The sequence below is a fragment of the Streptococcus parasanguinis genome (assembly GCF_001074805.1).
Taxonomy (GTDB): domain Bacteria; phylum Bacillota; class Bacilli; order Lactobacillales; family Streptococcaceae; genus Streptococcus; species Streptococcus parasanguinis_A.
On sequence record NZ_JUPI01000125.1, the window covers coordinates 1 to 22,762 of the forward strand.

Below are 22,762 nucleotides of genomic sequence, written 5' to 3' on the forward strand. Positions count from 1 at the left end.
GGAGGTGGGACGACGAAATCGAATTCTAACGAATTACCGATTTCTGTCCCACTCTCTTTTTTATTTTTGTTTCAATTCTGTTCGCAGGGCTTCTTGTTGCTCTTTTGTCAGATGAACGCCCTTACTTGCAACAATCTGGCTAGAGACTTTGTTAGCAAATCTTAAGGCTTGCGTCATATCTAAACCTTCTAAACGAGCGGATATAAAGGCTCCCACATGGCTATCTCCAGCACCTACTGTATCGACAACTTCTGTTGGAAAACCGTCTGCTTCATACCAGTTGCCATCATAGGCAACCGCTCCGTTTTCACCCAAGGTGACAATGACTAATTGTCCCGTTCTCTGATACAAGTGTTCGATGGCTGGCTGGATCTCTCTACACCCTGAAAAAGCCAGTGCTTCAGTCTCATTAACATGGAGAATTGGATGCAGATCATAAATTGCTTCCAGTCGATCCTTTGGAATCAAGAGTCCACGTGGCCCAGGTGCGAAAACCACCTGGCCCTCTAGTTGCGAAACAGACTGGACCAATGCAAGACCAGTTGGCTCCTCGACTTCAAGGCCACACAAGTAGATGTAATCAAACCGATCTGTCTCAACCTCTTTTAGCCACTCTGCTTGGAAGCTATACTCCACTCCGTGGTCCGATAAGAAGGTCCTCTCACCATCAGACTCTACAAAGCAGTAACAGCAACCATTGGCCCCTTCTAATGAGATGCTAGAGGAAATCCCTAATTGTTTCAATTCTCTCCGAATAAAATCACCATATATTCCAGAACCGACTGGCGAGACAAACTGGTAGGGTTGCGACAAAAAATGAAGGATATTAACGACATTAAAGGCACAACCTCCCACAGACCATTGCTGGTGATCAATATGGGCATCTCCTTCACGACTCGGCAAACGATCCAAGTAAATCATCACATCACAAACTGTAGAACCAATAATTAAGGCAGCTGTCATCTTTTTCTCCTTACTTTGCCTTCTATTATACCAGAGGAAAGATAAAAAACAACCAACCCCATGTGGAGTGGTTGCTTCTCTTTTTAGTCACGATAAACAGGTTGAGGGCCAAAGGTTTGGGAAACCGGCATGATTTCAATCCGATTGACATTGACATGCTTGGGCTGTTGGATCAACCAAGCTACGGTGTTGGCAATGTCTTCAGGCTGAATGGCATGGGCACCTCGATAGAGGGCCTCTACCCGTTTTTCGTCTCCTTTAAAGCGAATAGAAGAGAACTCTGTCCCTTCGCAAAGACCAGGTTCAATATTGCTGACACGAATCTTCTTGCCAGCTAGATCCGCCCGAAGATTGAGGGAGAATTGCTTGACAAAAGCCTTGGATGCCCCGTAAACATTGGCCCCTGGATAAGGCACAGTCCCTGCTGTAGAGCCCAAATTGATAATATAGCCATCATTTCGTTCCACCATCTGGGGCAAGATTTTCCTTGTCAGATAGGTCAGGCCGACAATATTGGTCTGAATCATGGTCAGCCAGTCTGCAATCTCTGCTTCATAAGCTGGGGCGAGGCCTAGAGCTAAGCCAGCATTATTGACCAAAACATCCACTCTCTCCCAAGCTTTTGGCAAACTGGCAAGTGCATGATCTACCTGAGAAAGATCCGTCACATCCATTTGCAGGGGATAAAAGGCTTCTCCCAACTCTTCTTGAAGGGCCTGTAATTTATCGATGCGTCTAGCTGACCCGATCACACGGTATCCATCTGCTACTAAGCGACGGCAAATCGCTTGACCAAAGCCAGCTGAAGCTCCTGTTACTAAAATCGTTTCTGACATGTCATTACCTCCATGGATTGTAAAAACGTCCCTGATTGACAAAGATCAGGACAATACTCAAGACCAGAACAGCTAAGGCTGATAGAATCATCCCATAATCTTTCATTTCCATGGCTTGATGAGAATACCAGGTCCGCTTTTTATTTTTACCAAAGCGACGCAGTTCCATGGCTGTAGAAATACTGTCAATTCGTTCAAGTGAGCTAAAGATTAAGGGGGAGATAATTTGCAAATTGCCTTTGATCCGCTGGATCAGCTTGGCCTTTTTGGACAACTCTACCCCTCTGGCTTCCTGAGACAATTTAATCGTTTGATATTCTTCTTGTACGTCAGGAATGTAACGCAGAGTCAAGCTAACAGAATAGGCAATCTTGTAGGATACGCCAATTTGGTTGAGGCTTGAAGCAAACTGACTAGGATGGGTCGTCATCAAAAAAATCAAGGCTAGAGGTATGGTACAGACATACTTAAGAGCTAGATTAAAAAGATAAAAGAGTTCCTGCAAGGTGATACTATAGGAGCCCCACCCCTTCATCAGTACTGTCTTTGCCCCGTAAATCTCTACACCATACTGGGGGGCAAAGAGATAGACCATGACAACATTTAACAGTGCAAAAACAAAAGCAAATGCAAGTACAAATGAAATATCTCGAAATCGAATACGAGCTGTAGAGAATAAAAGCAAGGCGCCCACACCAATTCCTAGAAGGAGCCGGGTATCATAACTCAACATGGCCGCAAGAGATACAAAAAGAAGAAAGAGTAACTTACTCGCACCTGAAAGGCGATGAAGAAAACTCGTCCCCTCATGGTAGCCGACTAATCGATGCTTCATGACCTACTCCTTTCTGTTGCATATAAAACTGCGTTAGAGCCAAGGGATCCATTCCTAATCGATTGGCTAAGGCAAAAATCGAAGTCTCTTTGAGATTAGCCTCTTGTAAAATATCCGGATGAGTGAACAGCTCTGCAGGTGAGAGATCTGCTAGAATTTGCCCATCTGATACTACAAGGGCACGATCAGAATAATCCAACATCAGTTGCATATCATGGGTAATCATGACAATGGTATGGCCTTTTTCTTGCAAGCTATCTAGAAATTCCATGATTTCAGTGTAATTGCGCTGGTCCTGACCTGCTGTCGGCTCATCCAAGACCAAAATTTCTGGTCCTAAAACTAGTATCGAGGCGATGGTCACCCGTTTCTTTTGCCCATATGAGAGAGCAGAAATCGGCCATTTACGAAACTCATAGAGACCACAAGTTTTCAGCACTTGATAGACACGCTCTTTGATATCTTCTTCCGATACCCCCCGCAAGCGCAAACCTAGAGCGACTTCGTCAAAAATCATATTGGTCGAAATCATTTGATTGGGGTTTTGCAGGACATAGCCGACTCGCTCAGCCCGTTCCTTGACACTCTCCTGCTTGATATCTTCGCCTCTAGAGGTGTATTGCCCTTCTGTGGTAATGAATCCACAGATGGCTTTCGCAAGAGTTGATTTCCCTGCTCCATTCTTCCCGACAATCGCTAAGCGCTGCCCTTTCGGAATCGTGAGGGATATATCTTTTAAGATCGGATGATTTTCTTGATAGGCAAAGGAAATCTGCTCCAACTTCAATAGTTCTTCCGTCTCACCAGTTTTAGTAAAGGTCGCTTCTGGAATGGAACGATTCACACCAGTAAGTTCGATATCTTCTAGACGATCTAGATGCTCCAATTGATCGATATCCTGACCAAGCTGGCGAAGAGTTGTTAAATAAAGAGGTTCTCGAATCCCATTTTCAGCTAGCAGTGTCGTCCTCAACAACTCATCTGGTTGACCATTATAGAGAACTTGTCCTTGATTGATCAAGATAACCCGATCAACAGGACGGTAGAGTACATCCTCTAAGCGGTGTTCGATAATAATGGTGGTCGTCCCCTGTTCTTCATGAATCTGATCAATCAGATCAATAATATCCTGACCCGACTTGGGATCTAGATTAGCCAGTGGCTCATCAAAAAGGAGGATCGGACTTTCGTCAATCAGTACACCTGCTAAGCTCACTCGCTGTTTTTGCCCACCGGACAAATCTTGTGGCCGATGATCCAAGAGCTTCATCAAATCTAAGCGTTCTGCCCAACTCTGCACACGCTCTTTCATCGTTCCCAGATCCACCATGTCATTTTCAAGGGCAAAAGCCAAGTCTTCTGCGACACTCAAACCGATAAACTGGCCGTCTGTATCTTGCAAAACCGTACTGACCAAATGAGATTTCTCATAAATACTGAGATCAAAGGCTTCTTTCCCCTGAATGAGGAATTGTCCACTACTGGTTCCCTTATAGATATTGGGGATAATCCCATTTAAGCACTGGCCAATGGTTGACTTCCCAGAACCAGATGGCCCAACAATCAGAACCTTTTCCCCCTTATAAATGGTTAAGTTGAGATTTTTTAAAGTTGGCTCAGACTGTGCCTTGTATTGGAAGGAAAAATCCTTCAGTTCAATCATTGCTTCTTTCATTTAGTTTGCCTTTTCCCAAAAGAGCGCAAATTGGATGGCCAAATCCGCGATTCGATCCTTGCTATCTAAATCCTCATGACTAGATAAGGTTCGGATATCCCATTTTTCTTCCGAGAGGTGGTCTGCTGCGTAGAAGAAATGGCAGAGCTCAAAGCCCCTATAAGCTGCTAAGGCTGCCACTGCCGAACATTCCATATCCACACAGATGGCTCCTGCTTCCTTTCGTCGCTTCATCTTGTCGATGGTTTCCCGGTAGGGTGCATCTGTCGTCCACACTTTTCCTGACTGATAAGAAACCTTGTGACTGTCCAGAAAGGCTTGGAAGAGAGGGAGGGTTTTCTTGTTTACTTCCACTTCATCACTAGCCGGAAGATAGTGGTAGCTGGTCCCTTCATCACGAAGAGCTGCTGTTGGAATGATGATGGAGGTCGCTTCAATATCCCTGTCCAAAACCCCACAAGTCCCAAAAAGAACGAGTTTTTCCATCCCAAATTGAATCAAATCCTCAATAATTCCCACACAGGAAGCTGCCCCAACGGGCGCATTAAAGGCAGCGATCTGTTGGTCTCCGATAGTGATCCCATAAACGAAAACTTCAAAGTTGGCCATGGAGGTTCTTGTGATGACCTCATGTTCATAATTTTCAAGGAGGCGCGCAAAAGTTACTCTTGAAAAGCAAGAGATGACTACTTTGGGAAATCCTTCAATTGGTTTGTGTAAGTCTTGTGGATTAATAATAGCCTGTCGGTTGGCGTCAAATTCTTCTAACAACATCTCGGGCACCTCATTCATTCTATTTCTAGTTCTCTATTATAGCACAATTAGCCTGCTCGATGGTTTTTGCTCAAAAGAAGAAACATAAAAAAGAACTGCTCCCAGACGTTAGATTTTTCGGATCAAACGTCGGAAGGACAGTTCACTGCAATATTTTTTACTTATTCTCCAATTGTGCTAATTCTAGCAAGCGTTCTTTGGACAATTTTTTGATTTCAATTTGACTAGCATCAAGCAGCTGGAATTCATCTGGCTCTAAGGCCTCCAGTAAGTCCTTCAGAGCAAGAGAACCAATTGGATGGTAATTTTCTGGCTTATCCGGATCTCCCTCGATCGCTACCAATAGCACCCGCCAATCAATGATACCCGCTAAGCCCACGATTTCTACATATTCTGCAGGAACATGTGGCACCCGTGGCAAGACTGTATCCGTATCTTCTGTCAAGCTATAGCTGGCTAAGAAGGCTCCTGTCTCCTCCTGTTGGTAAAAACGGACTTGACTGAAATAAGCTGCACTATATTGAATCTTCTTGATAAAGGCGGAGTAGGCTTCTAGGGGATGGACATGGTTCAAGACTTCCTGCACTGTATCCCGATCCAAATAGACCGGATGAGCGAAGCCTTGTACTTCAAACTCTTTTAGATCTTTTTCCTTGGTCAAATTCCCCAGCGTTTCTAGGATAACGACTTCATAATCAAAATGGAAAATAGAATCTGGAGTATAGCTCACGCCGTCGCTAGCCACAATCTCCGTTCCCAACACTTCTGCTAAACGACTGATCCAGCGCAGGGCCAACTGCCAATCTTCTTCTATCGCAAAAGAGGGCACCTGAATTTGATAGGACTCTTCCTTATCAAAATAGCGTAACTGCAGAGGAAGACCACTCTTTCTATACACGATACAGTTCAAGCCTTCAAAATCATTTAAGGGACGATGAAGAGTAGCAGGATCATAGTTGTAGGTTGTCAACCCTTCCACCAATTTAAGAACTTCCTGTGCTGCGAGTACTTTCTGATAGCCAAATAAGCTCTTTTTATTTTTGATTGAAAACACGATACTCATTTGTTTTCTCCTTTGTGAAATCGCTTACCTAAAGTATAGCACAATTTTCAATCAATTTCCATATAAAAACAGCCTGAGCTTTCAGACTGTTTGTTTCCATTATGCAGGTGCTCCATCAAGCGTCTCACCGATAAGGGCCAAACGCTCAGCAACCTCTGCTTGTGACAAGTTGTGTTCTTCTACATAGCGATTGCGAGGGTGAACCCGGCACTCATGTGAGCAGCCACGGAGGTACTTGTCTTCGTTTTCTTCTGAGGTCAAGATGCGACGGTTACAGAAAGGATTTCCACAGTTGACATAGCGTTCGCATGGTGTTCCATCAAACCAGTCTTTTCCGACAACGCTTGGATCGACATGGTTGACATCGACTGCAATCCGCTCGTCAAAGACGTACATTTTCCCATCCCACAGTTCGCCTTGAACTTCTGGGTCTTTCCCGTAAGTGGCGATTCCGCCATGCAATTGACCGACATCTTTGTAGCCCTCACGCACCATCCAGCCTGAGAATTTCTCACAGCGGACTCCACCAGTACAGTAGACGACAACACGCTTGTCCATGAATTTTTCCTTGTTATCACGAACCCATTGTGGCAATTCACGGAAGTTGCGGATGTCAGGACGAATAGCGCCACGGAAGTGACCAAGATCGTACTCGTAGTCATTCCGAGTATCAAGGACAACGGTATCTTCGTCGAGAAGAGCTTCTTTAAACTCTTTTGGTGACAAGTAAGCACCTGTTGTTTCAAGAGGATTGATATCGTTATCGAAGTTATCATCTTCTAAACCAAGGTGGACAATCTCTTTCTTATAACGTACAAACATCTTCTTGAAAGCTTGCTCTTCTTCCTCATCAATCTTGAACCAGAGGTCTTCCATCCCTGGAAGGCTGTGAACGTAGTCCATGTATTTTTGCGTTGTTTCGTAGTCACCAGATACGGTTCCGTTAATCCCTTCATCAGCGACTAGGATACGACCTTTAAGGCCGATTGATTTACAGAAGGCCAAGTGATCAGCCGCAAATTGTTCTGCGTTTTCGATGGGAACATATTTATAATAAAGTAATACACGAATAGGTTTTGCCATGTCATTCTCTTTTCTAAGATTAAATTATCAGAATTTTTCATTCAACTATACCAGTATACTCTCCCAAGAAAACGAATGCAATTTATTTGACTGAAAAATAAAAGCCTGGGTTTCCAGACTTTTACACGACGACACCAAGGTTCCAACTTTCCTACTCTTCCTTTTCCATCTGATCCAGATAGGCTTCATAGCGTTTTTTCTCAACTTTTGCAAGGAGCATTACAAGGGTATTCATCCCCCATACAATCGGAAGATTCAGTAAAAAGGTAATAGGAAGTACTAGTAAGAATTTTGAATGGAAGGGATTGGCCTGATAGACAGCCTGGTTTAATTGAAAATTTTGAGCCCAGATGAACAAGGAGAGAATTGAGGTTACTGCTACAATTCCCGTCGCATTTAGATAGCTATAACTGATAAATCTCACACCCAATCGTTGACAACGAACAGAGTAATACAATCCTGAGACGATGAGTAAGGCTACCACCATGATTGGACTGAGCCCCACCTTAGATGTAAAAATGGATCCCACACTAAAAACAGTTAAGGCAAGGAAAAGAAAACCAGCCGTCTCAGCACCAGCCTTATTAGCTAAGCCTTCTTCTCGTTCATCTATGATTTGTTTGTTCAGCAATTGTAATCTCATTGCTTTCTCCTTATTCTTCATCCTCTAACTCTGCCTCGATCTTCTCTTGTTTTTTCCGATTGATAAGAGCAAGTGGTTTTTCAAGCAGATCTGTCAGGATGGCAAAAACGATGATTTCTAATAAAATTTTGATCAGATACTTGGGACTCAAGATAAAGCTCGTTGCCTCTCGTTTTCCAATCACATCCATGGCTATCATCAGCACAGCAAAGACTAGACCTGACCCAAGGCGACTCAACCAGCTATCTTTTTCTAACACATCTCGGATATCAATCCCTGAACTGATCCTTCTTAGCAGAGCATAAGCCCCCATGGCAATCAGAAGGAACATCTCAGGGAGATAAGCGACTAGGTCTAAGTCCAGGATACTGGACTTCACAAAGGCAGATAGGGCAATAAAGCAGGTCATGCCAAGTACAAGTTCTCCTGCGATTTTTCCATCAAGTAGCATAGTCCGTTCATCTTTTACAATTGGTTCTTTCTTTTGTTTCATATTCTTCCTCTTTCTATTATTAAAACTGTTACTCCCAGAACAGTTGATCCAGCGTCTTATCCAAGGTCTTACAGATGGCAAGGCAGAGACTGAGGGTTGGGTTATACTTTCCCGCCTCAATCAGACCGATGGTCTGGCGCGTCACTCCAATGGCATCTGCAAGATCCCCCTGGGTCATATCATGCTCGACCCGGGCCATTTTTAATTTGAGATTTTTCGCCACAGGCTTTTCCTTTCTTATTTTTATAGCTCTATTATACACTATATTTTCTATTTTGCAATATATATCTTGCATTTTGTAAAAAATATTTTTGATAAACAAAAAAAGCCTGATTTCCCAGGCTTTATTCGTTACTTCTTCTCTTTTGTTAGAAATGGCTGTAGGAGATATGACAGTCCCCATCCTAATCCAGCACCTAGTAAGACCGTGAAGACAAACCAAGTGATGGTCGTTAGATCTGGTGATACCATCACCCGATTGACATAATCTATTGATTTTCCACGATTCAGTAAAGACATGCGGTAACTTGCTGGATAGAACCACATCATGAGAATAGGTCCTGTCGTCGCAAAGGCAAAAATGACAAAAGACAAGGCATTTCGTAAATTCGAGCGAAAACGATTACTTGAAGCAAGCATCTCTGCAAAACTCCCTGCTATCAAGGCTGGAATAAAGGCACCTGCACCGTGACGCGAAAAGAGGAAGAAGGATCCAATCATACAGCCCACTAGAAAGATGGCGCCAATTGCTTTGATTCTTTCCAAGTAATAGCGGTAGATAGGCCCGCCAATAAGGGCTGAAAAGGCGGGCGCATAAAACATATTTCCTTGGTGATCCACCAGGTTTCCAACTAAGACCCCCAGTCCAATCGCAAGAAAATAGAGGAAGGCGAAGGCTACAACTTGTTTCATCTGATTACCATTTATTCTATTCATAGGACACTGATCCTAACGATGGCTAATTTTCTTGGATAGGAAATCGCCCATAAATTGGACCAGAACGATCAGAATGAGAATCAACAAGGTCGCTACAAAGATGACATCATTGTTAAACATGTTTTTCCCGTAGTTGATGGCTAAGGTTCCTAGTCCTCCTGCACCAACGGCACCCGCCATGGCGGTTTCCCCGATCAAGGAAATGATGGTCACGGTTGTTACACGGATCAAATCTGGAAGCCCTTCACGAAGGTAGACACCGACAATATCCCAGAAAGTTGCCCCACTGGCTTGGGCCGCTTCAATCACGCCTCCATCCAATTCGGACAAGACCACTTGAACTTGGCGAGCAAAGAATGGAAAGACAGCTAGGGACAATGGAACAAGGGCTGCTGTAGGTCCGATGGTATTTTTCAAGAGCAAGTAGGTCAATGGATTAATAAAGGCCAACAAGATAATGAAGGGAATGGCGCGGAACAAAGAAGTAACCTTGTCCAAAATTTGGAAAACGATTCTATTTTCGATGACGCCACCTGGACGGGTCAAGACTAATAAAAGCCCTGTCACCAAACCTAAAAATCCACCAATAATGAAGGAAATAACGGTCATATAAAGGGTCAGGTAAATAGCGGTTCCCCAACCATACTGGCCAGACCACCCTAATTTATAGACATTTGGTAAATATGTTTGAATTAACTGGATCATGCTTTTCTCCCATCTTTCACAATAGTCACGGAAACTCCTGCATTTTCTAACTCAGCTTTGGCCGTTTCCAGATTTTGAGTTTCACCTGATAAGATGACCACCAACTCTCCGACAGGAGTGTGATCAAGGATCTCGATATTCCCAAATAAAATGTTGGCAGATACTTGGTACTGCTTGTAAATATCATTGATGATCGCTGTATCTGTTACAGAACCTGCATACTTGAGATGCGCTAAAATCGAATCATCTGGCAAGTTCTTAACAATAGCTTGTTGGTTGATTTTCACCATGGCTTCATCGATTCCTGTTGCAACAGTGATAAAGTCTTGGGTCAAGCCATTTTTCGGATTGGAGAAGATATCTAAAACAGATCCTTCTTCGATCAGCTCGCCATTTTGCATGACAGCTACTCGGTTCGCTATATCTTTGACAATTTGCATCTCATGGGTGATCAAGACAATAGTTAAGCCTAGTTTTTTGTTCAATTCTTGCAATAAAGCTAGAATTTGTTTGGTCGTCTTTGGATCCAAGGCTGAAGTTGACTCATCTGAGATCAAAATCTTGGGATCGTTGGCAAGGGCACGCGCAATCGCAACACGTTGCTTTTGACCACCAGACAATTGGGCTGGGTAATTTTCTGCACGGTCAGCTAGACCAACTAGTTCCAACAATTTCGCCACTTTCTCATTCTTTTGTTCTTTGTTTAATTTAGAATGCTTGAGGGCGAAAGCCACATTTTCTGCGACAGTCATTTGAGCCATCAAGTTGAAGTGTTGGAAGATCATCCCGATATCCCGACGTTTCTCTCTTAGGGCAGCTGGTTTCAAAGTTACTTCATTTTGGTAGATCACATCTCCATCCACAGTGATGGTTCCGGCGCTAGGCACTTGCAAGAGATTGATCACCCGAACCAAGGTCGATTTTCCGGCTCCGGAATAACCCACAATCCCATAGATATCGCCTTCATTGATCTGAATGGTCACATCTTTGACAGCTTGAATCTGTCGTTTCTTTTGCTGGAAGGTCACATCAATGTGGTCCAGCTGAATCATTGCTTTACTCATAACTTGCTATTAACTCCTTTATCAATTCAATATGGGTGTAATAATCGGCGATTTTCACATTTTCGTCGCCCCCATGATCACGGCTATTGGCATTGCCAATTCCAAAGGCTGCCATCGGCACCTGCAAAGCCTCAAATACCGTATACATTGGTCCTGTTCCCGCTGTTGTTGGAAGAACTGAAACCCCTTCTTTATAGAATTCTTTGGCCAGCCGAATGACATTTAAAATCGATGGGGCACTCATATCACTTCGGTAGCTCATTTCACCGAGAGTGTAGACCAATTCGACCTGATCATAGCCATTTTTCTTCAATTGCTGCTTGATCTTTTCTAAGACATCTTTGGGATCTAGTCCTGGAACCAAGCGCACCTCCATCTTAGCACGCGCCTCTGCTGGAAGAATCGTTTTGACACCTTGACCTTGGTAACCAGAACCAAAACCTTCAATATTCAAAGCTGGTTCAAAATAGAAACGGCGCAAGAATTCTTTCCGGTCTTCCTTCAAGACGGGGAGAGTAAGACCATAGGTTTCTGCAACATCTTCTGGGCCTTTGTTGGCATATTGTTCAATCAAAGCCAGCTCGCGTTCATTGGGTTCTTGAATCTGATCGTAAATCCCATCCACCAAGATTCGACCTTCTTTGTCACGTAGACTTGCAATGGCATTTAACAAATACCAGGAAGCAGAGTCTACGACACCACCATAGCTGGAATGGATATCCACTTCTGCACTCTTCACCACCATATCAAAGGTGACGATCCCTTTGCTACCACCAGAAATTTCCAACTGACCCTGATGATTTCGGGTACCTTGTTCCCAAACTAGGAGGTCTGCCCCACGCAAGTGTTTCTTGTGTTTAGCTAAGTATTTATCCAAGTCAGTCGATGCAGACTCCTCTGCCCCTTCGATGATAAAGGTGATATTGACTGGCAAATCGCCACTTTCACGAATGTATTTTCGAAGAGCTGTGAGACGAGCTGTGATATGTCCCTTGTCATCATCAACCCCTCGACCGTACATGGTCCCGTAATGAACCGATAAGGTAAAAGGATCTCCCGTCCAAGGTTGGTCTCCATCCGCTGGTACTGTATCATAGTGGTTATAAAAGATGATGGTTTTTGCCTCTGGATTTGGGGAGAAAAATTTGGCAATCACAAAAGAGGCTGTGTAGCTATCATCAACTTCGACTTTGGCTCCTGCAGCTGTAAAAATTTCCCCCAAATAGTTGGCCACTTCCTTGAGACCTACTTGTTGAGCAAAGATGGATTTTTTTGAAATCAAGGTTCGCAACACTTCAAAATAATGTTGTGCGACCTCATCATTTTCAAATTTACGAATTTGTTCCGCTTCTGTTGCAAAAGGCATGCATTCCTCCTAATACACGATAAGAGGTAGAGAATTGCTTCTCCACCTCCTTCATACACTTGAGATCGAATCTTAAAAGACTGGTTGGTCCATTCCTTCTGAAGATTCTTCGATCACTTTCTTCACATTGTCTTTGTGATAGGCTTTGATGATTTCTTTGATCGCTTTTGCTTTATCAGATTTTTCCCAATCTTTCTTAGCAGCGATCAAATTGTACCATTGTTTTGAGTTGTTGTCTTTCTTTTCAACATAGATCGCTTTTTTGAAATCAACGCCTGCTTCACGAACGAAGGTATTGTTGATGACAGCAGCATCTACTGATGGAAGAGCAGATGGTGTTTGTGAAGCATCCAATTCAGAGATCTTCAAATCTTTTGAATTTTCTTTGATATTTGATACGTTTGCCAATTGTCCATCTTTGGTATCCAATTTAATCAAACCTGCTGATTGCAAGACATACAAGGCACGGCTTTCATTTGTTGGGTCATTTGGTACAGCGATTGTTCCACCTTTAGGAATTTCTTTGATAGAAGTGTATTTGTTTTTACCGTTTTCTGTACCAGAGTAAAGACGGATTGGAGCGATGTAAGTATCTGCTACTGCAACAAGGGCTTTGTCGTTTTTAGAATTCCAGTTATCCAAGAAGTTGTAGTGTTGGAATGCATTGATATCTACGCTACCATCTTTTACAGCCACGTTTGGTTGTGAGTAATCTGTAAATTGAGTGAATTCCAATTTGATCCCTGTTTTAGCGTCATCCAAGTTCTTTTGAACTTGATCCCAACGAGCTTTTTCAGTGTCGCTCAAAGTCATGACACCCACTTTAACTGTTGTTTCACCATCTTTGCTAGATGATTTTGAAGAACCACATGCTGCAAGAGCAAACGTTGCGATAGCTGCAAGAGCTGTTAAACCAAGAATTTTTTTCAATTTCATTTTAAAATCTCCTTTAAATATATATTATTCTTTAATATCTTTTGCTTCTGGTAGGTAAGAACCACCGAAGTATTTTTTAGACAATTTTTCAAGGGTTCCATTGTCATAGAGTTCCTTGATGCGTTTGTTGACAAATTTTTGAAGGTCTTTATCCTCTTTTGCAATAATTGGATAAACATAAGGTTGTTGGTCGCTTGGAAGCTCAATGACTTTCAAGTTGTCATAGCCTTGATCACGAATGATGGTATCTACAGAAATACGTTCGAAGATCTTGTAATCGGTACGACCATCCGCTAGATTGGCCATGATGGTTTGAATCGTTCCATCTGTGTATTGCAAGTCGGTTGGATTATCTGAATGTTTTTTATTGTAATCTTCTAATTGTTTAGCAGTAGATGTTCCTTGAACAACTTCTGTTTTCTTGCCACCAATATCATCCAAAGATTTAATAGAAGAATCTTTTGGTACGACCAATACTAGTGGATTACGAGCATATGGATTTGGATAGAGGTATTTTTCTTCCCGCTCTTTTGAGTAGCTGATGTTGTTGGCACCGATTTGGAAACGGTCACTATCTAATCCAGCAAAGACTGAAGACCACTCTGTCTTGTTAAAGTTCACTTCGTATTTGTCTGAACCTTTAAAGATTTCACGCAATACTTCGATCTCATAACCAGTTAGCTTGCCGTCTTTTTCTTCATAAGAGAAGGGTTTGGTTGTTCCAACCGTCCCAACTTCAATGGTTTTCTTCCCACTGGCTGATTTGCCAGATGAACATGCTACTAAAGCACTGGTTGCAAGGACTGCAACTAATCCTAAAGCAGAATACTTAATCATTTTTTTTAGATTCATAGGATCTCCTTTTTGGTTTCAGGCACATAAAACGCCATTTTAAAAGTATTTTTTTATTTTATCAAAAAAGCATTCACTTGCCTAATATATATTTTTTATGGAGGTGATAGTTTTTCTTTATCACACTTCTTTTTCTTTAAAATACCGCAATAAAGCTTGCGCATTTTCAACATAATAGGGAACCGACACCTGAAAGGCTGCATCATCGATGGTCATGTGATCATGATGGAGGTCTGGCGCATCCGGATCTCCATTTGAACCGATAAAGGCAAAGACTCCAGGAATTCGTTCTTGGTAAAAGGCGAAGTCTTCTCCAGCTGTAGATGGATTTGCTGGAAGCACCTCAGCCAAGTCTTGTGAAGCTTCCCAAACGACTTTGGTCAATTCCTCATCATTAAAGGTAACAGGCGGGGTCACTCCCCACTCAAAAGCCACATCCACTTCCAGGCTTTTTGCTATATGACGAATGATCGAAATAAAATGTTCCTTCAACTCTCTTTGCACACTCGGATTAAAGGAGCGAATCGTTCCTTCAAAATAGCCTGATTTTGGGAGTACATTCCAGGTTGAACCCACATCTAGATGCGTAATCGATAAAACAGCTGTTTCAAAGGGAGAAATGGTCCGTGAAATTAATAATTGTATATTCTGAACCATGGTTGTGACGGCTGTTACCGTATCAACTCCTAAATCCGGTCTTGCAGCATGGCTACTAACCCCTGTTACAGTGACCTTAAATTTCTCTACCCCTGCCATCATAGCTCCGGCATTCAAAGCAAGTTGTCCTGCTTTTAGCTGAGGCATATTATGAAATCCAATAATTCCTTGAACATCCTCCAACAGTCCTGTTGCTAGAACGTCAGAAGCACCTTCTGAAATTTCTTCTGCTGGTTGAAAGATCAAGCGTATTGTTCCTTCCAGCTGGTCTTCTTTTTCCTTGAGAAGAGCTGCTGCTCCTAGAAGACTGGTTTGATGAAAATCGTGACCACAAGCATGCATGACACCTGGATGTTGACTTTGGTAGGGCAGATTTGTTTGTTCCAAAATTGGAAGGGCATCGATATCTGCACGTAGCGCCACCACTGGTTTACCAGATCCAATTTCTGCAATCAGACCAGTTTTTAATCCACTCTCTAAAATACGAATCCCCAACTCTTCCAAACGTTCCCTTAGAAAGGCGGTTGTCTGGTATTCTTGACCAGACAATTCAGGGTGTTGGTGGATATAGTGGCGAATCTCTGCTAACTCTTCATAAGAAAAAGACACAAGCCTTCATCTCCTTTCAAACTTAAAATTATTTTATCACTAATAGGTGTTTCCGTCTAATTCTTGTTTCTTGGGTTTTGATATAGTTTCAAACTATAGATAAAAGCACTCCTAGATTCACGTTCTAGGAGTGCCAACTTCCGCATTAAGAAAGATTTCCCTCGAATTTTTCCATAAAGCTATCACTATTATAGGCTTTTTCCACTTCCCATTTGCCATCTTTCTTAACAAAGGTCAACTGGTAGTCGTACCGATCCGGCGTCGTCAAGGGGCGATCCGCAAGAGAAGCCATCATTTCCTCTCTATAGGCTTTGTTTTGAGCCTGATTGGCCTCAATGATACTCGAATAATCTTTCCGATGTTCTTGATAGAAGGTCTGCATGTGGTTTAAAATCGTCTTTTCCATGCTGACAGTCTCAGGATTTAGACTAATGACCACCTTGTCCGGGAGATATTGTTTAACCTTATAGGTTAATTTAGCGCGCTTTGCATTTTCCTTTTCATAAGCATCGATAAACTGGGTCACTTCTTCTTCTGGGAATTGGTAATCATGCAATTGACGGGTAAAATCAGCCGCAAATTTCGCACGGAAATCACTGGCTTCCTTTTTCAAATCAGTTCCCAAAACAAAAGCATTATCCTTTTTGACCTTTCGTTGGCCACTAAAGGAAACTTGATTGATGTATTCATCAGCTAGAAGGGTGGAAGCTTCCACCTTGTCCTCATACTGAGAAGAATCCACCGCAAATTTTAGAGGCTTCGTTTTTTTATCAGAGCTATAGGTTTTTCGTTCATACTGCACTTCGTATTTTTTGCCTTTTTCGACTGGGAAGACAATATAGCCGGTTAATTTTTTATCCTGGGCCAACTGATCACTCTTGAGCAATTGGAAGGCTTCCGTTTGGTCATAAATTCCTGACTGCAATTTGACCTTGTTATTCTCCGCATCGTAGATGGTGATATCTGAATCTGACACGTTAATAGATTCTTTAGCAACATTCTTAAATTCTAATTGAAGGGCTAAATAAGTGCCGTCTTCTGAGTCATTGAGGACAGGCGGTTTGATGTATTGTCCTCCTTTTAGGCTCATCTCTACTTGACCGTCAGATGCTGAGCTTTTCGCTGCTTTTTCCGTCTTTGATTGTTGCGAATTTGTCTTTTGAGCAGTGGTGCCACAAGCTACTAGACTCAATGTCGCCACAGCAAATAGGGCCCATTTAAAAATCTTTTTCATCCTTATCTCCTTAAAAAAGTTTTGTTCTATTTTAACATCTTTTTCTATCTATGTATACGCTATATAGTGATAACTCTTCCCTGTCATAAAAAGGCTAAGACCTTCGTCTCAACCTTTTTACTAAAATATGGTTGGTCTTGATTTTACAAGATGCCTTTTTCTTTTTGAATCATGAAATCCTTGAGGGAAATCAAGAGAACTGCAAGGAGGATCATGGCCATCCCTATAAAATCAATGGCAAAGAAATGTTCATCCATAATGATAAAAGAAAAGAAAACTGCTGAAATAGGTTCCATAGCTGCAAGAAGACTTCCTTTAACTGCACCGATCAGACTCGTTCCTTTCAAAAAGATCGTATAGGCAAATATGGTCCCAATCACCACCAAGCCAACTAAGCCCATCAGATTGTCCATGCTATATTGGCCATGAAAGAGTCTTCTTCCTGTGAAGGGAATCATCACAAGTCCTGGAATCAGCATACCGATACCAATCACCAACATACTGCCCCATTTTTGAATTAATTGAATAGGCAGAATAATGTAGAGGGCATAGGCAAAGGCAGAAACCAGTCCCCAAGCTAGCCCTTTAGGAGTGATTGCCAATTGATTGAGTTGACCATGGGTTGCAATGAGAAAGGTCCCTGCGATCGCTAAAACCATCGAAAAGATTTCAGATACTGTCGGAGCTACTCGGTCCTTAACACAAGAATAGGCCAAAACTCCAATGGGGCAGAGATATTGAAAAACAGTTGCCGTACCTGCATTAGTCGCATCAATCGCTTCTAGATAAGTCAATTGGGTCATTAACAACCCTAAAAAAGCAAATAAGAGTAAGGGAAGGTAGGACGAGCGGTCTCTTAGAAAGGCCTTTACTTTTTCCTGGTCTGCTAGATAAGCAAGAAGCAGTAGTACAGCCCCTGAAAACACTAAACGAATCGTTGTCAAACCAATTGCTGTAAATCCATGAGCCAGCAGGTACTGGCCACAGGCTCCTGACAAACCCCAAGCGATCCCAGCAATCAAGGTCATGAGTGTTCCTTTCATCGTCTTTGACATAGTCCCCTCCCAAATCTGTTCCTTACTTTTATTGTATCATAAAAGGCCGAAACGAAACGTTTCAGCCTCATATATTTCATATAAATTTATTCGCTTATTCAGGTTGAACCAAAATCTTGATTTGAGATTTATCTTGTGTTAATTCAATAAATCCTTCTTCAACGATATTTTCCAATTTAATTTTCTTGGTAACCAATTTTTCAGCAGAGAAGTAGCCTTGTTCCATCAATTCCAACACTTTAGGGAAGATATGACGGTAGGCAATAATTCCTTTGAGAGATTTTTCTTGGATAGCGAATTCATTTGGATTGATGCTAGCTTCACGTTCCCAGATAGATACGACCATACATTCCCCGGCTTTATGAACAGCTGCCAAGGCTTGACCTAAAACAACTGGAACCCCAGTAACTTCATAAGAAACATCTGCTCCACCACCTGTTAAACGATGGATGGCTTCGACGATTGTTTCTCCTTCTTCTGGGCGAACAACGATTGCTCCCAATTCTTCCGCTTTCGCTTGGCGTTCAGGAGATAATTCAACCGCATAGATTTTTGATGCTCCTGCTGCACGAAGGGCTTCAACAATCAAAAGACCGATTGGACCCAAGCCAAAGATAACGGCTGTATCCCCAGTTTTCAATGCAGATTGACGAACGGCATAAACAGCCACAGCTGCAGGTTCTGTAAGCGCTGCTTGCTCGTAGCTCAAGCTATCTGGAATCACATGCACAAGATCACCATCAAGCACACAATACTTCGCAAAACCACCATCTGCTGCTAAACCAACAAAGTTCAAGTTTGGATCAAGGTTGTAGTCACCGATTAGGTTATGTTTTGCCAAAATTGGTTCAATCGTCACACGATCCCCAACTTTGACACGAGTCACATCACTTCCGACTTCTACAATTTCACCAGAGAATTCATGTCCCAAAGTAACCGGTGCTTTTTGACCAGAATACACATGTTCTTCAGTTGGGATGAAGATCGGTCCATCCAAATATTCATGCAAGTCCGTCCCACAGATCCCTGTGAACTTAACTGCCACTTTTACTTGATGTGGTTGTACTTCAGGTACTTCCACTTCTTCGATACGAACGTCTTTTGCTGCATGCCAGCGAGCTGCTTTCATAGTAGCCATAGGATAATCTCCTTTATATTTCCATGATTTGCATTTTCCTTTTCAGGAAACTCAACAAATCTATTGTAAGCCTTTTCACAAACTTTGTCAAGAAAAAACTGAAGATGAAAAAAGAGCCGCCCTTCGCCTGCTCCTTCTTACCTCTTCTTGATTCGTGAATTCTCTATTCTCCAGCCCACAATCCAACCAAGGACAAGGAGATAATTTTCAAGCGCACCAATCCCATTGACCGGCAGATGATAGTGAAAATAACTGAAAAGATGATTGGTCCCAATTCCAAACCCACCAATGATCAAGGCCACTAGTACCGTCCGAAGATAAAACCAATCGTATTTGAGATTGACGGCAATCAAGATCACAAGGACTGCCATATTCCAAATCCCAATCTCCCGTTGCCAACCGACAGAAATACCATATCCCGAATGACTTCCCATATAGGATGGAAAGAATAGTTGGAAGATAATCGCTCCAGACATAGCGATAATGACTAGGATAAATAAAACTCTTAAAAATTTGTTCATGTGACTCCTCCTAATGCTAGTTGATATGTAATGGTCTTTCCTATTCTAACACAATTTTATGGATAGTAAAAACCAACCTCTCGGCTGGTTCTTTTTCTATCAATCTTCTTTCAACTTCGCCAATTCTTGGGCAAGTAACTTGAGGGCTACTTGTGGGTTGGCTTGGCCTTTGGTTGCTTTCATAAGAAAGCCTGTGAAGGCCTTGTCCGCATTCCGTTTCCCTGACTTGAAGTCGGCTACGGCTGCTTCATTGTCTGCAAAGACTTGGTGGATGATTGGAATCAAGACTTCTGGATCTGAAATCTGTACCAATCCAGCTTTTTCGACGTATTCACGCGCACCGCCACCGTTTTTCGCCAAGTGAACGAAGACTTTCTTGGCAATCTTAGATGAGATGGTGCCATCTTCAATGATGGCAATCATTTCGACCAAGTTTTCTGGTGTCAATTGGATTTCTTCCAGCGTTTTACCTTCTGCGTTCAAGAATTGAGCCACTTCACCTTGGAGCCAGTTAGACACTTGCTTGGCATCTCCACCAAGGGCTACGGCTGCTTCAAAGAAGTCAGAAGTGACTTTCGTCGCTGTCAATTGGTTGGCATCATAGTCAGACAAGCCAAGCTCTGCCACATAGCGAGCACGGCGGTCTTTTGGAAACTCTGGCAACTCCATGCGTATTTCCTCAATCCACTCATCTGAGATTTCAAACAATGGAAGGTCTGGTTCTGGGAAGTAACGGTAATCCGCTGCCCCTTCTTTGACACGCATAAGAATCGTGCTCTTGTTGGCCTCATCATAACGGCGTGTTTCTTGACGAATGACACCACCTGAACGCAAAATTTTTGCTTGACGCTCCACTTCGTATTCAAGTCCTTTACGCACGTTTGAGAAAGAGTTCAAGTTCTTCAACTCCGTCTTGGTACCAAATTCCTCTTGACCGTATGGGCGAAGAGAAATGTTGGCATCGACCCGCATCGATCCTTCTTCCATCTTGACGTCAGAAATACCTGTGTATTGGATGACTTCTTTCAAAGCTGTCAAATAGGCGTAGGCTTCTTCCGGAGAACGCATATCTGCTTCAGATACGATCTCAATCAATGGAACTCCTTGACGGTTGAGGTCTACATAAGAGAAGCCATCTGTTCCGTGGGTGTTCTTACCAGCATCTTCTTCCAAGTGGGCCCGTTCAATCCCGATTTTCTTGGTTGAGCCGTCTTCCAATTGCACTTCAATCCAACCGTTGTATCCGATTGGCTCATCAAATTGCGAAATTTGGTAAGCTTTTGGATTATCAGGGTAGAAATAGTTCTTACGGTCAAAGTGCATGTGCTGGTGGATATCCATATTCAGGGCCAAAGCAGCCTTGATCCCAGCGTCCACAACACCCTTGTTCAAGACAGGAAGCACCCCTGGGAAAGACCAGTCGATCACATTGGTATTGGCATTTTGCTCGTTCCCAAAGTGAGCAGAGGTTGGTGAGAAAATTTTTGAGTTTGTATTCAATTCAACGTGGACTTCAAGTCCGATGACTGTTTCAAAGTTCATTAATTGTCACCTCCGAAAATAAGGGGTTGTTGCTTGTGGTAATCCGTCATTGCTTCAAAGGCAGCTGCAGCTTGGTAGATGGTTTCTTCAGAATACTTAGGACCAATTAACTGCAAACCAACTGGAAGACCTTGCGCAAAACCTGCAGGAATTGAAATTCCTGGAAGACCTGCCAAGTTAACTGGAATGGTCAACAAGTCCGCCAAGTACATGGCAACAGGATCATGGTTGAGCGAATCCAAATCAAAGGCCACGCTTGGAGCTGTAGGACCAAGGATGAGGTCGTAATCCGCAAAGACTTTTTCAAAGTCTTGGATAATAAGTGTCCGGACCTGACCAGCTTTCTTGTAGTAAGCATCGTAGTAACCAGATGACAAACTAAAAGTACCCAGCATGATACGGCGTTTGACTTCGTCACCAAAACCTTGGCTACGAGTGTTCACGTAGATATCATCCAAGTTCTTGGCATCTTCCGCACGGAAACCATAACGAATCCCGTCAAAACGTTGCAAGTTTGAAGAAGCTTCAGATGAAGCGATGATGTAGTAAACGGCAACCCCATATTTAGAATGTGGAAGGCTGACTTCTTCGACAGTTGCTCCCAACTTTTCAAAGTGTTTCGCAGCATTAAGAATTGTTTCTTTGACTTCTGGGTCGATCCCTTCCCCAAGGTATTCCTTCGGAAGGGCAATCTTCATGCCTTTGATGTCTTGACCAATCTTAGAAGTAAAGTCTGCTACACGAACAGGTGCAGAAGTCGAATCCTTGTCATCTGCACTGGCAATGACATTGAGCAAGAGCGCATTTTCCTTAACGGTTGGAGCAAACGGTCCAATTTGGTCGAGTGAGCTACCAAAGGCAATGAGACCGAAACGAGAAACTGTTCCATAGGTTGGCTTGAGTCCAACAATCCCATTGAAGGCAGCAGGCTGGCGAATAGAACCACCGGTGTCTGAACCAAGAGACAAACGGACTTGCCCTGAAGCGACAGCTGCAGCAGAACCACTTGAAGATCCACCAGGCACCTTGCTCTGGTCCCAAGCATTCTTGGTTGGCCCATAGTAAGAAGTCTCACCAGATCCACCCATGGCAAATTCGTCCATGTTGGTCTTCCCGATGACAATCATATCTTTGGCTTTCGCATTGGCAACAGCTGTCGCATCAAAGATTGGCTCGTAGTTGTAGAGCATTTTTGATGCCGCAGTCGTCAAGATACCGTCAGTAGAGATGTTATCTTTCACTGCCAATGGAATCCCTGATAGAAGATTATCTGCATTGATTCCTTTTTCGTCAATAGCCTTAGCTTGGGAAAGCGCTGCTTCTTCAGCCACCGTCACAAAGGCATTGACCGCTTCTTCACGCGCCTTGATGTCGTCAAGTGTCGCTTGGGTCAATTCGGTTGCTGAAATTTCCTTAGAGACAAGGAGGTCGTGCAACTCTTCAATGGTTTTATGGTTGAATGACATTAGGCATCTCCTCCATCTTCTAGGATAGCTGGCACCTTGATGTAGTAATTGTCTTTTTCAGGTACATTTTTAAACAAACGGTCGCGGTCAGTGCCTTTTTCAGCGACATCCGGACGCAATACGGTCTTACGATCCGCCATGGTTGTTGTTGGGGCCACATCGGTTGTGTCCACTTCTTCCAACAATTCCACCATGTCGACAATCTTCGACAAGGTTGTCGCAAACTCAGCTGTCTCTTCTGGAGAGAATTTCAATTTTGAAAGATTGGCAACGTGGGTTACCTCTTCTTGCGTAATTTTCATCTTGCTTCCTTTCG

General features: G+C 42.9%; 24 protein-coding genes. All 24 read right to left on the minus strand.

The window, feature by feature from the left end:
• Positions 1–60: 60 nt before the first annotated feature.
• The 24 genes from ADI76_RS08710 to gatC all read right to left on the minus strand — a co-directional run bounded on the left by ADI76_RS08710 (position 61) and on the right by gatC (position 22,748).
• Positions 61–963 carry a carbohydrate kinase family protein gene (locus tag ADI76_RS08710; RefSeq protein WP_049507094.1) on the minus strand — a complete coding sequence of 301 codons (903 nt, stop codon included), beginning with the start codon at positions 961–963 and terminating at the stop codon, positions 61–63.
• An 83-nt stretch (positions 964–1,046) separates the two neighbouring features.
• Complete coding sequence (locus ADI76_RS08715) at positions 1,047–1,799, minus strand: SDR family oxidoreductase (protein WP_049507096.1); 753 nt, start codon at positions 1,797–1,799, stop codon at positions 1,047–1,049.
• Positions 1,800–1,803: 4 nt separating this feature from the next.
• The gene (locus ADI76_RS08720) at positions 1,804–2,634 is read right to left on the minus strand and encodes an energy-coupling factor transporter transmembrane component T family protein (protein ID WP_049507098.1); all 831 of its coding nucleotides are present in this window, start codon (positions 2,632–2,634) and stop codon (positions 1,804–1,806) included.
• Entirely contained in the window at positions 2,606–4,309 is a 1,704-nt protein-coding gene (locus ADI76_RS08725) for an ABC transporter ATP-binding protein (RefSeq protein WP_049507100.1), read from the minus strand. The genes ADI76_RS08720 and ADI76_RS08725 overlap by 29 nt, the downstream gene beginning before the upstream one ends.
• Positions 4,310–5,083: a nucleoside phosphorylase gene (locus tag ADI76_RS08730; RefSeq protein ID WP_049515856.1), complete on the minus strand. Its 774-nt coding sequence runs from the start codon at positions 5,081–5,083 to the stop codon at positions 4,310–4,312.
• A 157-nt stretch (positions 5,084–5,240) separates the two neighbouring features.
• Entirely contained in the window at positions 5,241–6,146 is a 906-nt protein-coding gene (locus tag ADI76_RS08735) for a DUF4299 family protein (RefSeq protein WP_049515858.1), read from the minus strand.
• 99 nt (positions 6,147–6,245) lie between these two features.
• Positions 6,246–7,229, minus strand: a complete 984-nt coding sequence (locus ADI76_RS08740) for a rhodanese-related sulfurtransferase (RefSeq protein WP_023918940.1) — start codon at positions 7,227–7,229, stop codon at positions 6,246–6,248.
• Between the two features lie 151 nt (positions 7,230–7,380).
• Entirely contained in the window at positions 7,381–7,872 is a 492-nt protein-coding gene (locus ADI76_RS08745) for a DUF6773 family protein (RefSeq protein ID WP_049515861.1), read from the minus strand.
• 10 nt (positions 7,873–7,882) lie between these two features.
• Entirely contained in the window at positions 7,883–8,365 is a 483-nt protein-coding gene (locus ADI76_RS08750) for a DUF6773 family protein (protein WP_049492393.1), read from the minus strand.
• Between the two features lie 28 nt (positions 8,366–8,393).
• The gene (locus tag ADI76_RS08755) at positions 8,394–8,588 is read right to left on the minus strand and encodes a helix-turn-helix transcriptional regulator (RefSeq protein ID WP_003005328.1); all 195 of its coding nucleotides are present in this window, start codon (positions 8,586–8,588) and stop codon (positions 8,394–8,396) included.
• Positions 8,589–8,716: 128 nt separating this feature from the next.
• Positions 8,717–9,301: an MptD family putative ECF transporter S component gene (locus ADI76_RS08760; RefSeq protein WP_049515864.1), complete on the minus strand. Its 585-nt coding sequence runs from the start codon at positions 9,299–9,301 to the stop codon at positions 8,717–8,719.
• A gap of 12 nt (positions 9,302–9,313) precedes the next feature.
• Entirely contained in the window at positions 9,314–10,006 is a 693-nt protein-coding gene (locus tag ADI76_RS08765; RefSeq protein ID WP_049515866.1) for a methionine ABC transporter permease, read from the minus strand.
• Entirely contained in the window at positions 10,003–11,070 is a 1,068-nt protein-coding gene (locus ADI76_RS08770; protein WP_049515867.1) for a methionine ABC transporter ATP-binding protein, read from the minus strand. Before ADI76_RS08770 ends, ADI76_RS08765 begins: the two co-directional genes overlap by 4 nt.
• A complete protein-coding gene (locus ADI76_RS08775) occupies positions 11,063–12,436 on the minus strand; it encodes a M20/M25/M40 family metallo-hydrolase (RefSeq protein ID WP_049515869.1) in 1,374 nt (457 codons plus the stop codon). The genes ADI76_RS08770 and ADI76_RS08775 overlap by 8 nt, the downstream gene beginning before the upstream one ends.
• Before the next feature lie 72 nt (positions 12,437–12,508).
• Positions 12,509–13,372: a MetQ/NlpA family ABC transporter substrate-binding protein gene (locus ADI76_RS08780; RefSeq protein WP_049515872.1), complete on the minus strand. Its 864-nt coding sequence runs from the start codon at positions 13,370–13,372 to the stop codon at positions 12,509–12,511.
• 24 nt (positions 13,373–13,396) lie between these two features.
• Positions 13,397–14,224 carry an amino acid ABC transporter substrate-binding protein gene (locus ADI76_RS08785; protein WP_009731556.1) on the minus strand — a complete coding sequence of 276 codons (828 nt, stop codon included), beginning with the start codon at positions 14,222–14,224 and terminating at the stop codon, positions 13,397–13,399.
• Between the two features lie 120 nt (positions 14,225–14,344).
• The gene (locus ADI76_RS08790; protein WP_049515874.1) at positions 14,345–15,490 is read right to left on the minus strand and encodes an amidohydrolase; all 1,146 of its coding nucleotides are present in this window, start codon (positions 15,488–15,490) and stop codon (positions 14,345–14,347) included.
• 145 nt (positions 15,491–15,635) lie between these two features.
• Positions 15,636–16,724, minus strand: coding sequence for a DUF4352 domain-containing protein (locus tag ADI76_RS08795; protein WP_049515877.1), 1,089 nt, complete (start codon positions 16,722–16,724; stop codon positions 15,636–15,638).
• 143 nt (positions 16,725–16,867) lie between these two features.
• Positions 16,868–17,779: a DMT family transporter gene (locus ADI76_RS08800; protein ID WP_049486352.1), complete on the minus strand. Its 912-nt coding sequence runs from the start codon at positions 17,777–17,779 to the stop codon at positions 16,868–16,870.
• A 94-nt stretch (positions 17,780–17,873) separates the two neighbouring features.
• Positions 17,874–18,917, minus strand: a complete 1,044-nt coding sequence (locus ADI76_RS08805) for a 2,3-butanediol dehydrogenase (protein ID WP_049515879.1) — start codon at positions 18,915–18,917, stop codon at positions 17,874–17,876.
• Between the two features lie 137 nt (positions 18,918–19,054).
• The gene (locus ADI76_RS08810; RefSeq protein WP_003013311.1) at positions 19,055–19,438 is read right to left on the minus strand and encodes a hypothetical protein; all 384 of its coding nucleotides are present in this window, start codon (positions 19,436–19,438) and stop codon (positions 19,055–19,057) included.
• Positions 19,439–19,537: 99 nt separating this feature from the next.
• The gene (gatB, locus tag ADI76_RS08815; protein ID WP_049515881.1) at positions 19,538–20,980 is read right to left on the minus strand and encodes an Asp-tRNA(Asn)/Glu-tRNA(Gln) amidotransferase subunit GatB; all 1,443 of its coding nucleotides are present in this window, start codon (positions 20,978–20,980) and stop codon (positions 19,538–19,540) included.
• The gene (gatA, locus tag ADI76_RS08820; RefSeq protein WP_049515883.1) at positions 20,980–22,446 is read right to left on the minus strand and encodes an Asp-tRNA(Asn)/Glu-tRNA(Gln) amidotransferase subunit GatA; all 1,467 of its coding nucleotides are present in this window, start codon (positions 22,444–22,446) and stop codon (positions 20,980–20,982) included. The genes gatB and gatA overlap by 1 nt, the downstream gene beginning before the upstream one ends.
• A complete protein-coding gene (gene gatC, locus ADI76_RS08825) occupies positions 22,446–22,748 on the minus strand; it encodes an Asp-tRNA(Asn)/Glu-tRNA(Gln) amidotransferase subunit GatC (protein ID WP_006595708.1) in 303 nt (100 codons plus the stop codon). Before gatC ends, gatA begins: the two co-directional genes overlap by 1 nt.
• Between the last annotated feature and the right edge of the window lie 14 nt (positions 22,749–22,762).

Excerpts from the sequence above, each read along its gene's own strand:
- ADI76_RS08725 (WP_049507100.1), bottom strand. The coding sequence starts at position 4,309 with ATGAAAGAAGCAATGATTGAACTGAAGGATTTTTCCTTCCAATACAAG.
- ADI76_RS08740 (WP_023918940.1), bottom strand. The coding sequence starts at position 7,229 with ATGGCAAAACCTATTCGTGTATTACTTTATTATAAATATGTTCCCATC.
- ADI76_RS08730 (WP_049515856.1), bottom strand. The coding sequence starts at position 5,083 with ATGTTGTTAGAAGAATTTGACGCCAACCGACAGGCTATTATTAATCCA.
- ADI76_RS08710 (WP_049507094.1), bottom strand. The coding sequence starts at position 963 with ATGACAGCTGCCTTAATTATTGGTTCTACAGTTTGTGATGTGATGATT.
- ADI76_RS08760 (WP_049515864.1), bottom strand. The coding sequence starts at position 9,301 with ATGAATAGAATAAATGGTAATCAGATGAAACAAGTTGTAGCCTTCGCC.
- ADI76_RS08735 (WP_049515858.1), bottom strand. The coding sequence starts at position 6,146 with ATGAGTATCGTGTTTTCAATCAAAAATAAAAAGAGCTTATTTGGCTAT.
- ADI76_RS08785 (WP_009731556.1), bottom strand. The coding sequence starts at position 14,224 with ATGAATCTAAAAAAAATGATTAAGTATTCTGCTTTAGGATTAGTTGCA.
- ADI76_RS08750 (WP_049492393.1), bottom strand. The coding sequence starts at position 8,365 with ATGAAACAAAAGAAAGAACCAATTGTAAAAGATGAACGGACTATGCTA.
- ADI76_RS08745 (WP_049515861.1), bottom strand. The coding sequence starts at position 7,872 with ATGAGATTACAATTGCTGAACAAACAAATCATAGATGAACGAGAAGAA.
- ADI76_RS08770 (WP_049515867.1), bottom strand. The coding sequence starts at position 11,070 with ATGAGTAAAGCAATGATTCAGCTGGACCACATTGATGTGACCTTCCAG.
- ADI76_RS08795 (WP_049515877.1), bottom strand. The coding sequence starts at position 16,724 with ATGAAAAAGATTTTTAAATGGGCCCTATTTGCTGTGGCGACATTGAGT.
- ADI76_RS08780 (WP_049515872.1), bottom strand. The coding sequence starts at position 13,372 with ATGAAATTGAAAAAAATTCTTGGTTTAACAGCTCTTGCAGCTATCGCA.
- ADI76_RS08715 (WP_049507096.1), bottom strand. The coding sequence starts at position 1,799 with ATGTCAGAAACGATTTTAGTAACAGGAGCTTCAGCTGGCTTTGGTCAA.
- gatB (WP_049515881.1), bottom strand. The coding sequence starts at position 20,980 with ATGAACTTTGAAACAGTCATCGGACTTGAAGTCCACGTTGAATTGAAT.
- ADI76_RS08810 (WP_003013311.1), bottom strand. The coding sequence starts at position 19,438 with ATGAACAAATTTTTAAGAGTTTTATTTATCCTAGTCATTATCGCTATG.
- gatC (WP_006595708.1), bottom strand. The coding sequence starts at position 22,748 with ATGAAAATTACGCAAGAAGAGGTAACCCACGTTGCCAATCTTTCAAAA.
- gatA (WP_049515883.1), bottom strand. The coding sequence starts at position 22,446 with ATGTCATTCAACCATAAAACCATTGAAGAGTTGCACGACCTCCTTGTC.
- ADI76_RS08800 (WP_049486352.1), bottom strand. The coding sequence starts at position 17,779 with ATGTCAAAGACGATGAAAGGAACACTCATGACCTTGATTGCTGGGATC.
- ADI76_RS08805 (WP_049515879.1), bottom strand. The coding sequence starts at position 18,917 with ATGGCTACTATGAAAGCAGCTCGCTGGCATGCAGCAAAAGACGTTCGT.
- ADI76_RS08775 (WP_049515869.1), bottom strand. The coding sequence starts at position 12,436 with ATGCCTTTTGCAACAGAAGCGGAACAAATTCGTAAATTTGAAAATGAT.
- ADI76_RS08765 (WP_049515866.1), bottom strand. The coding sequence starts at position 10,006 with ATGATCCAGTTAATTCAAACATATTTACCAAATGTCTATAAATTAGGG.
- ADI76_RS08720 (WP_049507098.1), bottom strand. The coding sequence starts at position 2,634 with ATGAAGCATCGATTAGTCGGCTACCATGAGGGGACGAGTTTTCTTCAT.